The sequence below is a fragment of the Paenibacillus sp. Y916 genome, from assembly GCF_056786435.1.
In genome coordinates, this window is record NZ_JBXCJA010000001.1 from 423,308 (window position 1) to 435,698 (window position 12,391).

Here is a 12,391-nt window from a genome sequence, read left to right on the forward strand (position 1 = left end):
TATGACTTTCAAAGAAGCCTGCTGGCTTACATTGGCTAGTATGGGTGCGGGACTGATGCTAGGTTCATTTGCACTACTCAAGTCTCCTTTTAATGCGCTGACATCACTTATTGCGTTAGTTATAACGATATACTACTTCCGTCATTTTGAGCGGAGAGGCTTGAGAATTGGCTACGTTATTTTTGCGATACTCTATTTTGTCTTATTTATATTTATGGTGTCGGTTTATCAATATTATCAAAGCGGATTTACACCTCTATAATTATGGGTTTTGAACAACCTCTGAAAAGTCATAGGGCATGCTGTCTTCGCATAAACATGGTTACATGAGCAGAATTTTCATGTAGCCTTTTTTAAATATAAGAAAGTATACGTTTCACTCGATACTCTATTTCTTATATTTCGGCAGAGACGGGGAGCTCAAAGCGATACGGAGTATCGCTAGCATCGGAAGCGTAAACTCCTTGGAAAAGGATGGCATACCCGTTTCTGCTTGGTTGCCAGTCATAGTGAAGGCTCACTGGATTCATATGGAAAGGCATGAGAATGATGGGGAGGATGAGACATGAAATTTTACACATTCAAGTTACCGAGGTTCTTGGGGGGATTCGTCAAAGCCATTCTTAACACATTTAATAAAAATTGACACCATTTGTACTTATGTGTGTAGTCTACGAAAAAAACTCTGACCGAGGCTCAGAATACCCGGTCAGAGATGCCAAAAAAGCACCTACTGAAAAGAAGGTGCTTTTTGCTTATATGCTGTTGTAGATATTATACGCGAGCGACTTTACCTGATTTCAGTGCACGAGTGCTAACATAAACACGTTTTACCTTACCATCCACCAAAATACGAACTTTCTGAACGTTAACGCCCCAAGTCCGACGATTGCGGTTGTTGGCGTGAGATACATGGTTACCAGTGCCTGGTTTTTTACCTGTTATATAACATTTGCGAGACATAGATTACACCTCCTTGTTCCAATACACTTACATAAACAATACTTATATATAGTATCACAGCAAAAAATGCTTAGTCAACCATCGGCAAAAACATTTATTTCTTTTCATTCTTATAGTACAATGTTGTATAGCTTATACTAATATAAAATAAGTAGGAATATAAGCTGATTCTTTGATAGTAAATGTAGTATTATGAAATATAAATAACGAGGCTAGTTCTTGGTGTAACGAGCTAGGAAGGGGAATTTTCACTTGAGTAAGCGTTCTTTGAATGGAACAGATTTCACCGCGATGGTTATACTTGGCGCGGAACAACTACAACAGCATGCAGAACATGTGAATGCTCTTAACGTATTTCCGGTACCTGATGGAGATACGGGAACAAACATGAATTTAACGATGACAGCAGGTGTTACTGAATTAAAGAGAAATAATAATGAATCTATTGGACATAATGCCGGTGTATTGTCTAAAGGTCTTCTAATGGGAGCACGAGGCAACTCTGGTGTTATTCTATCGCAATTATTTCGTGGGTTTGGACGTTACGTAGCTAATAATGAAGAATTGAACACACAGCAATTTGCTGCGGCGCTGCAGCTTGGGGTAGATACAGCTTACAAGGCTGTAGTTAAGCCTGTCGAAGGCACAATTCTCACGGTAGCTAAGGAAGCTGCTAAGCATGCGTTATACGTCTCTAGACGGAGTAGCGACATTGTAGAATTGATGGAACAAGTACTTATAAAGGCTAAAGAAGCGTTAGCTCATACGCCAGAATTACTACCTATACTTAAACAGGTAGGAGTAGTAGATTCGGGTGGACAAGGACTTGTGTATATTTATGAAGGATTTCTACAGCATTTAAAGGGTGGAATTGGGCTAAGTTCAGGAGAGCAATATTCTTCGGGAACAGCTTCTAAGGCAAATCAACCACCACTTCAGGTAACTAAGGTTGTCTCTCAAGTTCCTATGAGTGCTCAGTCGAACTTAGTGACTGAAGATATTGAGTTCCTATATGATATGGAATTCTTCATTAATCGTCAAATAGGAGAGGCTCATGTTAGCTTGTTCGACGAAGAACAATTTCGAAAGTCGTTGTCAGTCAATGGGGATTCAATCATCGTTATTGCTGATGATGAGATTATCAAAGTTCATGTACATTCTAAATCTCCAGGTGAAGTTCTGGATCTAGCTTTGAAATATGGTGAAATTACGCAAATTCATATTCTGAATATGCGTGAACAACATCGTGATCTACTCTCTACAGGGATAGATAGTTCACCTATGCCAGAATTGTTCGCTGATATTCCGATGAGTGTTGGAATTACGGCACAAGCGACAGCAGAACCTCCTGCCGATGAAATGGCTCCTTATGGTTTCATTGCCGTCTCTTCCGGACAAGGTATTACGGAAATATTCACAAGCTTAGGTGTTGACGCTGTTCTCTTTGGGGGACAGACGATGAATCCGAGTACGGAAGACTTCGTAAACGCCATTTCCTCTATTTCTGCTCAACATATTTATTTACTACCTAATAACTCGAACATTATACTTGCAGCTCAGCAGGCGCGGGAATTGCTTGAGGGGGAACGCAGTGTAACGGTTATCCCAAGTAAGAGTATTCCTCAAGGAATGGCTGCTGCTTTTGCTTTTGCGGAAGAAGAGAATGAAGTTAACAATACTGAGAATATGTTGGCAGCCATTGCACATGTGAAGTCAGGTCAGGTAACTCATGCGATTAGGGATACCGTTATTGATGAGCTTGAGATTAAGGCGGGACAATATATTGGTATTCAGAATTCCAATATTGTAGCGGCTAATGAAGATTTACTGGGAACTTGTCAGAGTTTGCTAGCTCAAATGCTGGTGAATCAAGATGAGATTGTAACTGTCTTAGCAGGTGAAGAGGCCGACGCAGAGATGACAGCCCAACTTGAGGCTTGGTTACAAGAACAGTATCCAAAAGCAGAGATAGAGATTCATGACGGTGGACAACCGATTTATTATTATCTGTTTGCAGTTGAATCCTAAATAATGATCATGTAAGGGGAGATTACCTTGGCTCATACCGTTATAGTTACGGACAGTACGGCTGATATTCCAGAAGAGTTAGCGAAGAAGCATGGCATTCGTGTTATTCCGTTGCGGTTACAGTTTGGCGAGGAATCGTTGCTGGATGGTGTTGAGATCTCGGCAAAGGAATTTTATGATCGGTTGGATAAGGCTACAGTGCTACCGACTACATCTCAGCCATCCCCTGCGGATTATGTTGTAGTGTACGAGCAAATTCAACAAGAGCATCCTGGCGCGTCGATTCTATCCATTCATATTTCCTCGGGTTTAAGCGGCACATATCAATCAGCACTCATTGCCAAATCGATGATGGAGGAGAATCTTGATCTTACGGTTGTTGATTCTCTTTCAGCTTCTTATGGTTTTGGCTTGCTTGTTGTACATGCGGCGCGTCTTGCTAGCGAAGGTATGGCAGCAGAGGATATTGTGGTGGCTGTTGAACAATTGCGTAAGGAACGGAAACTTTATTTCTTAGTAGATACATTAGAGTATTTGCAAAAAGGTGGAAGAATTGGCAAAGCAGCGGCATTATTCGGTACGTTACTTAATATTAAGCCGATTCTCTCTATTGATCCAGAAGGTATTATATACGCGGTCGAGAAGGTAAGAGGTCGTAATAAGGCTGTTGCACGTATGATTGAGTTATTCCAACAGGACCTTGGCAATATTGAAAAAATAAATGTGGCGGTGGGTCATACGGCAAATCCTGCTTCTGCCGAGTCTTTCTTAGCAGAACTTTCTGGTCATTTCAAACTGGAAGAAGTCGTATTAACTAATGTGGGTCCTGTCGTAGGAAGTCATGTTGGTAGAGGGACTATTGCTGTATTTATATGGCCTGCTTGAATTGAGGTATAGATTATGAATATGAACATTTCACTGGATCAGATATCAGTCAAACAGGTACGTGGCGTGAGTGCTCCTAAAGAAGGAGAGCTTCACGCCTTTGGCATCTTTACGGTCAAAGATTTACTGGAGTATTATCCCTATCGTTATGAGGATTATCGGCTTCGTTCTTTGAGTGAGGTTAAGAGTGGGGATAAGATTACGATTCAGGCAAAAGTTGTTGGCGTTCCTGTGTTGCAACGCTATGGGACTAAATCACGTCTGAGTTGTAAAATGATGGCGGAAGAGTGGATGTTTACAGCGACATGGTTTAATCGCCAATTTCTCCGTGATCAATTGACAGTAGGTCGTGAAATTATTCTGAATGGCAAGTGGGAACAACGGCGTATGCAACTTACGGTGTCTGATTCGGAGTTCCCAGATCAAGGTATAAAGCGTGGAGGTACCCTGCAGCCTGTCTATTCTGTAGGAGCTAAGATTACGCAGGCATGGATTCGTAAGACGATAGGACAAGCACTGACGCAGTATGGGGAGATGATCCCAGAAATACTACCGCAGGACTTGTTGAAGAAATATGAATTTTTATCGCGTAAGAAAGCTATTACTATCATTCATAAACCAGAGGATACCGAGGAAGGACAACGGGGTAGACAACGGATGGTGTATGAAGAGTTATTTCTATTTCAATTGAAAATGCAAGCGTTCCGATCTTTGAGTAGAGGACGTATGGATGGCGTAATACATACCGTAGAGAATTCCGTGATCCGTGAATTTGTAAGAAGCCTTCCTTTTGAACTGACGGATGCCCAGAAGAAAGTAGAACTGGAAATTTTGCGCGATATGCGGGCGTCTTACTGTATGAATCGATTGCTTCAAGGGGATGTTGGATCTGGAAAAACGATTGTCGCGGCCATCGCTCTTTATGCAACGGTACGCTCGGGATTTCAAGGTGCGCTGATGGTGCCTACGGAGATATTAGCAGAACAACATTTGCGATCATTGGTACGTTTGTTTGAACCTTTGGGCATCTCGGTCGGTTTACTCACAGGTAGTGTGACGGGACGTAAGCGTAAGGATCTACTGGCATCATTGCAGATGGGGATGATCGACGTCGTTGTCGGTACACATGCTCTGATTCAAGAAGAGGTATTCTTCCGCAATCTTGGACTAGTCGTTACGGACGAGCAACATCGCTTCGGAGTCAATCAGCGAAGTGTGCTTCGCCGTAAAGGTTACAATCCTGATGTATTGACGATGACAGCGACACCGATACCTCGTACGCTCGCTATAACGGCTTTTGGTGATATGGATGTCTCTACACTCACGGAGCGTCCTAAGGGCCGTATACCGATCTCTACGTACTGGGTGAAACATAGTATGATGGAGCGTGTGCTTGGATTCATTTCCAAAGAAGTAGATCAAGGTAGGCAGGCTTATCTCATCTGCCCGTTGATTGAGGAATCGGAGAAGCTAGACGTGCAAAATGTGATTGATCTGCATATTCAGATGCAACAAGCCTTTCCGACCTATCGTGTGGGATTATTACATGGTCGAATGACACCAGCTGAGAAGGAAGAGGCGATGCAAGCTTTTAACCGGAATGAAGTGCAGCTACTCGTATCGACTACAGTGGTGGAAGTAGGGGTAGACGTTCCTAATGCTACACTCATGATCATTATGGATGCAGATCGATTCGGACTGTCGCAGTTGCACCAGCTAAGAGGGCGTGTCGGGCGAGGACAACATGCTTCTTATTGTGTGTTGATTGCTGATCCGAAGTCTGAGGTTGGGCAAGAGCGGATGAGGGTCATGACGGAGACAGATGATGGATTCGAGGTATCACGTCGAGACCTCGAACTACGTGGGCCCGGAGATTTCTTCGGGACGAAGCAGAGTGGTCTACCTGAATTCCGATTGGCGGACATGGTGGCTGACTTTGCAGTGTTAGAACAAGCGCGTGATGATGTCTCAGAACTGATTGCAGAGCCTACCTTCTGGACATCCATATCGTATGAACCACTTCGGCATTATCTACAACAGGAGCAGATTTTTCAAGAAAACTTGATTGACTAGGCACATTGGACAACTCTCGCGTCATATACTGAGGAAGATTGTATTTGACGGGAGGTGCCGATGTTGAGTTATCAGCAGTATGGAATCAGCCCGCAGTTAGTAGAGCGGATTAAACTTAAAATGAAAAATCCAGCGACCAAAGAGCGTATCAAGGGCCTCGTTGACGGTGTCACGAAACAGGACTTGCAAAATGCTCCCAAGGTACAGCGCTTGGTTAGGTCGACAGCCAAAGTGCTAAATGAGAAATTCACTTCTGCAGAAGAAGAGAAATTCGTCCGTTTTGTGTTAGGTCAGCGTATTGATCCTAACAATACCTTCCATCTGATTAAGCTGTGGGGTATGTTTCGGTAGTTCATACTTAGGTTGGAGAGCCCTCGGGGGGATGCCCCGGGGGTTCTATAAGTTAGCAAACTTGTGTGTAGGATGCCGCTACGATAACGGATTGTCCTTACGATCGCTATTGCCCTCCGATTTCCTGATTGTATACCGCATATAGCGGTTGAAATCAGAGGGCAAAGCATATGCTTTCGAAGTAGCTTTCCGTAGGAAAGCTTGTAGGCGAACGCTACCGCTTCTTCAGGCCAATTCCGTCCTCTTCGCTACTTCGAACTTTATTCATTTTTTTTGCAAGTACTATATTTCGTTCAGAGTCATCTTTTGTGCAATTTACTTGTGCAAAAGATGGCTTTTTTAGTATAGCGTGCCCAGAGGCACGCATTATCTAGTTGGTGAAAGTCCAACCGAAGAAGAGGCCAAGCCACCTTCGTAGCTAGGATACCTACGTATGGCGAAATCTGTACGTAGAAGCGTATCGACAAAAGTCTTTGTCGCAGACAAAGCGAGCAACATACCAGGTCGTAACATGAAGAGAATCCTGCCGCATCGTCAAAAAAGGCCGCGCAAGAGGGAAGTGAGGAAGCTGAGTCTATGTATATGGCTATTCGTTAGATCGTCTCTGAAAGAAGATTTTATATTGCAAGTTCTATGTAGATGCATAAAAAAGCGGCTCTTGCATATGCAAGGCCGCTTTAAATTTCAATATCAGAAAAAAACAAAATCTATTTGACAAAAAAAGGATTAATATATATCATTGAATCTGAATTATAAAGTATACACTCAACTAATAATCATACCACATAAAATATTGGAAGTCAAGTGTTGTTTATCGGAATTGTTGAAATTATTTAAGGGGGAGGTGGATGTTGAGGATAACATCTTTTTCCCTGGTAAATAGCACAAGTTGAGAGAGGGAGGAACTCCTATGTTTTTATCACGTATATTCAACTCCTTGAATACTTCGATGCAGGAACAGGCTGTGGTCCAGATCCTTGAGCTGAATGAGAAGACCAAAGAGTATGGGCTGGTGTTGTCTCCTGAAGAAGTGAGGCAAATGATTCTTTCCAGAAATCAGGTACTTCACAACTATGGACGCGTGGAACTGAGTATTGAAGTGACCAAGGATTTAATTGAGGTTTTTTCCGCGTCCCCTTACACCCATGAAGATGATTATGCCTATATATTGAATGAGTTGCACGAGATTTTTTACTATCTCAAAAACGAAACTGAGGACAAAATCAGTGACTACAAGTTGATCGAAAAGATGAGGGAACTCTTTGACGAAGATTGTGGAGGTTCTCTAGATTTACTGAAAAGTAAGCTGGAAGAGTATGCAGAGGTCTTCCGAAGAGAGATACAGCAGAACGAGGCTTTACTTGAAAGGGATGATGACTAGTGGGAACAGCGGACTACGATGATTTTCAATCACTGGTTGCCCAAGGAAACATTAAAAGAAAGAATCTCAAACGACACCAGTATACGGTATCTCTTATGAATGAAGGGCTTCGTACTGGGGTGTTGAACAGTCAGGAAGTTTACGGAATGCAAAATAAGCTGATGCTCGTCTTGCAAAACCTAATCAAGCGCTATACACAAGGAGAGAGTTCATCGGTTACTTCGGAAACAGCGGAAAGTATCTTCACCTCAATGTTATATGCAGTGGATGTTTATTTTCAGAGCGTGGAGACACCCGAGAAGGCGCTGATTCAGCTAAAAATGGATGATATTCAATATATCTATGAAAAAGGGGTTCAGTTTGTAAATGCATGCTTTGAAGAAACGAAACAGCTTTATAATGAAGTTAAAAAAAATAAGCTGGATGTTCCTATAGATGCCTACAACATGACCATTGACGAATCCCTGCCTATTTTTATGAAAAAATATGGAATTATCTTTGATGCTCATAATACGATGGCCAGCATTGATTATCCTCTCGCGATTGATGATATGCGACTTCAGGGCGTCATTTATATTAGACAATATTTAGAGCGTCTTCACATTGAAACAAAATTTTGTCAGTTGTTCAGTCACGAAGATCTTCTCGATACTTTGGTGAACTTTGGAAAGGCATGTAGGTTTGATTACAGAATCGAATTGTTCAATATTTATGAATTGATGTTAAAAAATGCGGTTTTTTCGATTTTGTCAGGTGGGGAAGTAGGTCAAGTCAAGATTTCGTCTTATCAATTCGAGCAGTTGGAGCGGGCATTGACTCAGGCGACTCCTGATAAAGTTGATTTTATCGTCGGTGAAGCGATAGAGCGTCTTCAGAATGATTTGAATATAAGTGATCTTCAAATGAGAGATTACATGGATCAATGCAAGACTGAATTGGTGCAGCGGATCGTTAATGCGGCAAAATCCCGTAGCCTTCATGCCGTTATTATTATCCGGCAGGAAGAAAGAATAAAGTCTGTTGAAATTTCTTTGAATCCCGAAGATCGTATGAGGGATATTGAACTGCGGAAATTGCTAGCTGAAGTTATGGAAACTGATAAGAAAGAGGACAAGGCTCAGCTTATCAAATCCCGACTGTATTCACTTCACGATTATTTGGATGTTTTTGAATCTGACAGCCTTTACGGAGACGAATATGGTGCGCTTTTTGCCCTGTTCGGGGACATTGAGCTGGCGATCTTGTCCAAGATTGTTTTTTACGAGGAACTGCGGAGCGATTTCCTCGATTTTCAAATCATAGTGTCAGACCACGACGGAAGCGAAGATGAATGGAAGACACACTACATTGAATTTATGCAGGGGTTGAGTCCAGACCAGATCAAGTCTATTGAGAATCTTATCGATATGATCGATTATGAAGAAATCAAGTTCTATTGAAAAACAATCTAGGGAGGACGATCAATGTACTAGCCTAATCCGAACGAATTGAGTGATGATAATATCGACCATTAGGACGCTTTTGAGTACAGTAATAGTAGCTGTTACGCCCAATTCCTAGCATCTTACACAATTTTCTTTTGCTATGTTTGTCAGACTGGGATACGACCACATTCGTAACCTCACGATTACTTATCATTTGGCGAATATGGTCATAGCTTTTTTTAGGATCTCGTTTTCCTCTCCAAGCTGTTTTCCCTTTACGATGGAGTTCAACGATCATGGTTTTGAACTCATCACTATATCTTCCTTGCTTAGCTCCCATAGCTGGACACAACTTTTCATTATTATTTTAGCAGTCCTCCATCTTGTGTCCACTACTTCATACTAGCTCCAGTTTCATATCCACAGCCAAGCTTCCCACATATCTCCCAATCCTCACGCTGATCTCAGCCCGCATAAAGTCTCTTGTCATCGTGAATTGATCCTCACAGCCGCGGCAAGTATAGAGATACGTGAGTTCGGCATCATTCTTCGTATCTTCGAATACGCGAATATTTCTCTCGTGAAGAAGCTTTTTGGATTTCTGCATGTCCTCTCGTATATGGTTAGCCAGTACTTTCGCAGCTGTGGAATAGAGTAACTTGAGCATTTGAGGTGACATTTCCACTTCTAGGATCTTCTTTTCAACAATATGGAGCATGACTGGAAGAAGGACATATTCCCGCATCATTTCGAACTCCTGTCTTGTTGGGGGTTCTTTCGATTGAGGCGAGCCGCTATTGTGTATGGACATGGATAACGATTGTTCTCTATGCTGGGGGAGCATCATTCGACTGGACTCCCATAAGCCATTGCCCTCTAGTTTTTTACTCATTTATAATGGCCTCCAATTTTTTGTGATCTTTCTAATGCCTGGCCCGAAGTGGTGATAGAAGAAGCTCTTACGATAGCCATGCTACCATAACGTTCTTTGATCGTATCAGTGACTTTATCTAAAGCCCGGGACTTGATCTGATCATCAAACAGTGTCAATTGATATTCTTGATCAGATGCAAAGTTACTGAGAGTCAGACCAATGCGACGCACAGGAAGTGTATTCCAGTAACGGTAAAAGAGTGCTTTGGCCGCTTCGTACACGATGTTCGTGTTATTGGTTGGGTCAGGCATCTTCATTTGCCGAGAGAAACTCGTAGGATCCTCGTAAGGACTGCACATGCAACTCACGGAAATGACGGAACCCATATATCCCTTGCGACGACAATCGCGGCATACCTCTTCTGTGAGCTCCAGAAGTATCGTATTGATCTGATCTTCATCAACATAATCTTTAGGCAATGTGATCATATGACCGACTGATTTAGGTGCTGTGTTAAAAGTGCCCGGTGTAACAGGGGAGTCATCCCAACCGTTAGCCGTTCTCCACATCACCTCGGCCTGAATATCGCTTTGTTTGCCGAAACGCGCTCGAAATCGTTCCTTTAATCGGGGTAAGGGCGTTCTAGCGATATCACCAATCGTATGCATTCCGAGACGTGAGAAGTGTGCCGTCATCTTAGAGCCTACTCCGAACATTTTGTTTACAGGCTGCGGCCATAATAAGGATTCAACTTCCGACTTAGGTAAGGTGAATATGCCATTCTCATTCTTTTTGGCCCAAATGTCTGTGGCAATTTTGGAAAGTATTTTATTAGAGCTGATGCCTACCCGTACTTTCACTCCTGTCTGTTTAATGACCTTCTGTTGTATGGATTGTGCCATCGTGATAGGATCTCCGTACATACGTAGACTTCCGGATACGTCCAGAAATTGTTCATCTATGGAAAATATCTCGACGAGGTCGGTATACTCCTTGTAAATTTGTGTGATCATAAGCGAAACATCAATATAATGCTGCATTCTGGGGCGCATGACAATGAGGTCAGGGCACTTGCTCAAGGCCTCGCCTAATCTTTCTGCTGTAGTCACTCCGAAGTTCTTAGCTAGAGGACAGGCTGCTAGAATAATACCTGAGCGACGCGCCGGGTCCCCAGCCACAACAAGAGGTTTATTCTTGTATTGTGGGTAGTCCGCCTTTTCGACGCTGGCGTAGAAACTCTGGCAATCTGCTAGGAAAATAACCCGTTCTCGTTTACCGTTCATGCCAATCACCTCCGCGTATGCTCATAAGCATGGTGTATATTTCTGCCTTTATTAGACCTCGTAACATATTGAAATGGTGGATATAACCACGTACTTTATACTCAACCTCAATACCGAGCGTATTCATGTCCGTGCTCAAGATGATAATCTGTCGTTGTTTCATCCTATTCTTAAGAATCTGTAATACAGGATATATGGATTGCTCGACCTCTTTCAGATGATGAATAACATAATGGTATATGATCTTATCTTGATAGATCGTTAAATGATCGATATCCCTTGCTAACATATCCAGTAGAATGGGTAGTAAGGTATACTCTTTAATAATTTGGATATCTTCTTCTGTTTCTAAGCTTGGATTAATACTCATCTTTCACACCACCACAATGAGAACATATATTCTTATTGTATTATATACCGAACATGGGTTCGTTATGCAAGTGTATTTCTTGGAAGTAAGGTATCATCTTCTGTTATAATAGATTCAATGAGGTTGGCCAAGGCTTCTTTGAAGGCCTATAACATAATGGAGGAACGGAAATGATTGTACATAAAGGGGAAATTTTATTCCGTCAAGGAGATACTGGGGAATACCTATACCATGTTAAAAGCGGGCTATTTAAAGTAACTAGACTGCACGAGAATGGAAATATGGTATTGTTCAATATTTTATATTCGGGAGAAACGGTTCCGCATCACTCACTCATTACGCCTAAAGAAATGCATGGTACAGCTATTGCATTGATGCGTAGTGAGGTGGAAGTTATACCTGCTAACGAATGGTATCGTCAATTGCAAGAGGAGCCTAACAAGCCAATGGAGATAGCCCTATTACTACAGGCGAAGCTACGGTTTATGCAACAGCGACTGGATCATCTGACCGTTGGTACTCCGGCGGAGCGCTTGGAGTTACTCACGGAATGGTTGGATGATTTCTCTCATGGAGTGGATGTGACGGAATTGTTGACACAAGAGGAGATTGGACAATTGATCGGAGTTCGGAGAGAAACGGTCAATCGTTTGTTGCGATTGAAATAATGAATAATGAGTAATACAGCGAGGGACTAATCCTTAGGTCAATATTGACTTAAGGATTAGTCCCTCGTATTTGATGAGGTCAACCGCAATT

General features: G+C 42.3%; 14 protein-coding genes. 9 read left to right on the forward strand and 5 right to left on the reverse strand.

The features are described from left to right. The first annotated feature begins 1 nt into the window (after nt 1). Nucleotides 2–262, forward strand: coding sequence for a hypothetical protein (locus AC1TO9_RS01910; protein WP_482058217.1), 261 nt, complete (start codon nt 2–4; stop codon nt 260–262). 303 nt (nt 263–565) lie between these two features. Then, complete coding sequence (gene spoVM, locus AC1TO9_RS01915; protein ID WP_068659829.1) at nt 566–646, forward strand: stage V sporulation protein SpoVM; 81 nt, start codon at nt 566–568, stop codon at nt 644–646. Nucleotides 647–774: 128 nt separating this feature from the next. On the opposite strand, the gene rpmB is transcribed toward spoVM, so the two are convergent. Next, nucleotides 775–963: a 50S ribosomal protein L28 gene (gene rpmB / locus AC1TO9_RS01920; RefSeq protein ID WP_438351464.1), complete on the reverse strand. Its 189-nt coding sequence runs from the start codon at nt 961–963 to the stop codon at nt 775–777. 252 nt (nt 964–1,215) lie between these two features. Between rpmB and AC1TO9_RS01925 the strand changes: the two genes are divergently transcribed. The 6 genes from AC1TO9_RS01925 to AC1TO9_RS01950 all read left to right on the forward strand — a co-directional run bounded on the left by AC1TO9_RS01925 (nt 1,216) and on the right by AC1TO9_RS01950 (nt 9,120). Beyond that, nucleotides 1,216–2,991 (forward strand): DAK2 domain-containing protein, encoded by a 1,776-nt coding sequence (locus tag AC1TO9_RS01925; RefSeq protein WP_482054800.1) that lies wholly within the window; start codon nt 1,216–1,218, stop codon nt 2,989–2,991. A gap of 27 nt (nt 2,992–3,018) precedes the next feature. Beyond that, nucleotides 3,019–3,876, forward strand: a complete 858-nt coding sequence (locus AC1TO9_RS01930; protein ID WP_482054801.1) for a DegV family protein — start codon at nt 3,019–3,021, stop codon at nt 3,874–3,876. A gap of 21 nt (nt 3,877–3,897) precedes the next feature. Beyond that, nucleotides 3,898–5,949 carry an ATP-dependent DNA helicase RecG gene (gene recG / locus AC1TO9_RS01935; protein WP_482058396.1) on the forward strand — a complete coding sequence of 684 codons (2,052 nt, stop codon included), beginning with the start codon at nt 3,898–3,900 and terminating at the stop codon, nt 5,947–5,949. 63 nt (nt 5,950–6,012) lie between these two features. Then, on the forward strand, nt 6,013–6,300 hold the full coding sequence (locus AC1TO9_RS01940; RefSeq protein ID WP_482055243.1) for a stage VI sporulation protein F: 288 nt from the start codon (nt 6,013–6,015) through the stop codon (nt 6,298–6,300). A 910-nt stretch (nt 6,301–7,210) separates the two neighbouring features. Continuing rightward, nucleotides 7,211–7,681, forward strand: coding sequence for a DUF6323 family protein (locus tag AC1TO9_RS01945; RefSeq protein ID WP_482054802.1), 471 nt, complete (start codon nt 7,211–7,213; stop codon nt 7,679–7,681). Then, nucleotides 7,681–9,120 carry a DUF6179 domain-containing protein gene (locus AC1TO9_RS01950; protein ID WP_482054803.1) on the forward strand — a complete coding sequence of 480 codons (1,440 nt, stop codon included), beginning with the start codon at nt 7,681–7,683 and terminating at the stop codon, nt 9,118–9,120. Before AC1TO9_RS01945 ends, AC1TO9_RS01950 begins: the two co-directional genes overlap by 1 nt. Before the next feature lie 34 nt (nt 9,121–9,154). Here the strand turns inward: AC1TO9_RS01950 and AC1TO9_RS01955 are convergent, their stop codons facing one another. The 4 genes from AC1TO9_RS01955 to AC1TO9_RS01970 are packed head-to-tail and all read right to left on the reverse strand — an operon-like array spanning nt 9,155 to nt 11,632. Continuing rightward, entirely contained in the window at nt 9,155–9,445 is a 291-nt protein-coding gene (locus AC1TO9_RS01955; protein ID WP_482054804.1) for a hypothetical protein, read from the reverse strand. Nucleotides 9,446–9,502: 57 nt separating this feature from the next. After that, nucleotides 9,503–9,997 (reverse strand): YhjD family protein, encoded by a 495-nt coding sequence (locus AC1TO9_RS01960; protein WP_482058218.1) that lies wholly within the window; start codon nt 9,995–9,997, stop codon nt 9,503–9,505. Further along, nucleotides 9,994–11,262, reverse strand: a complete 1,269-nt coding sequence (locus tag AC1TO9_RS01965) for a DNA polymerase IV (RefSeq protein ID WP_482058219.1) — start codon at nt 11,260–11,262, stop codon at nt 9,994–9,996. The genes AC1TO9_RS01960 and AC1TO9_RS01965 overlap by 4 nt, the downstream gene beginning before the upstream one ends. After that, nucleotides 11,252–11,632: a YhjD family protein gene (locus tag AC1TO9_RS01970; RefSeq protein WP_482054807.1), complete on the reverse strand. Its 381-nt coding sequence runs from the start codon at nt 11,630–11,632 to the stop codon at nt 11,252–11,254. Before AC1TO9_RS01970 ends, AC1TO9_RS01965 begins: the two co-directional genes overlap by 11 nt. A 170-nt stretch (nt 11,633–11,802) precedes the next feature. Between AC1TO9_RS01970 and AC1TO9_RS01975 the strand changes: the two genes are divergently transcribed. Then, nucleotides 11,803–12,300: a Crp/Fnr family transcriptional regulator gene (locus AC1TO9_RS01975; RefSeq protein WP_482054808.1), complete on the forward strand. Its 498-nt coding sequence runs from the start codon at nt 11,803–11,805 to the stop codon at nt 12,298–12,300. Nucleotides 12,301–12,391 lie beyond the last annotated feature (91 nt).

What these genes read in the sequence shown, in the direction of transcription:
- AC1TO9_RS01970 (WP_482054807.1), bottom strand. Translation starts at nt 11,632, where the DNA reads ATGAGTATTAATCCAAGCTTAGAAACAGAAGAAGATATCCAAATTATT.
- AC1TO9_RS01910 (WP_482058217.1), top strand. Translation starts at nt 2, where the DNA reads ATGACTTTCAAAGAAGCCTGCTGGCTTACATTGGCTAGTATGGGTGCG.
- AC1TO9_RS01955 (WP_482054804.1), bottom strand. Translation starts at nt 9,445, where the DNA reads ATGGGAGCTAAGCAAGGAAGATATAGTGATGAGTTCAAAACCATGATC.
- AC1TO9_RS01960 (WP_482058218.1), bottom strand. Translation starts at nt 9,997, where the DNA reads ATGAGTAAAAAACTAGAGGGCAATGGCTTATGGGAGTCCAGTCGAATG.
- AC1TO9_RS01965 (WP_482058219.1), bottom strand. Translation starts at nt 11,262, where the DNA reads ATGAACGGTAAACGAGAACGGGTTATTTTCCTAGCAGATTGCCAGAGT.
- rpmB (WP_438351464.1), bottom strand. Translation starts at nt 963, where the DNA reads ATGTCTCGCAAATGTTATATAACAGGTAAAAAACCAGGCACTGGTAAC.
- AC1TO9_RS01945 (WP_482054802.1), top strand. Translation starts at nt 7,211, where the DNA reads ATGTTTTTATCACGTATATTCAACTCCTTGAATACTTCGATGCAGGAA.
- spoVM (WP_068659829.1), top strand. Translation starts at nt 566, where the DNA reads ATGAAATTTTACACATTCAAGTTACCGAGGTTCTTGGGGGGATTCGTC.
- recG (WP_482058396.1), top strand. Translation starts at nt 3,898, where the DNA reads ATGAACATTTCACTGGATCAGATATCAGTCAAACAGGTACGTGGCGTG.
- AC1TO9_RS01975 (WP_482054808.1), top strand. Translation starts at nt 11,803, where the DNA reads ATGATTGTACATAAAGGGGAAATTTTATTCCGTCAAGGAGATACTGGG.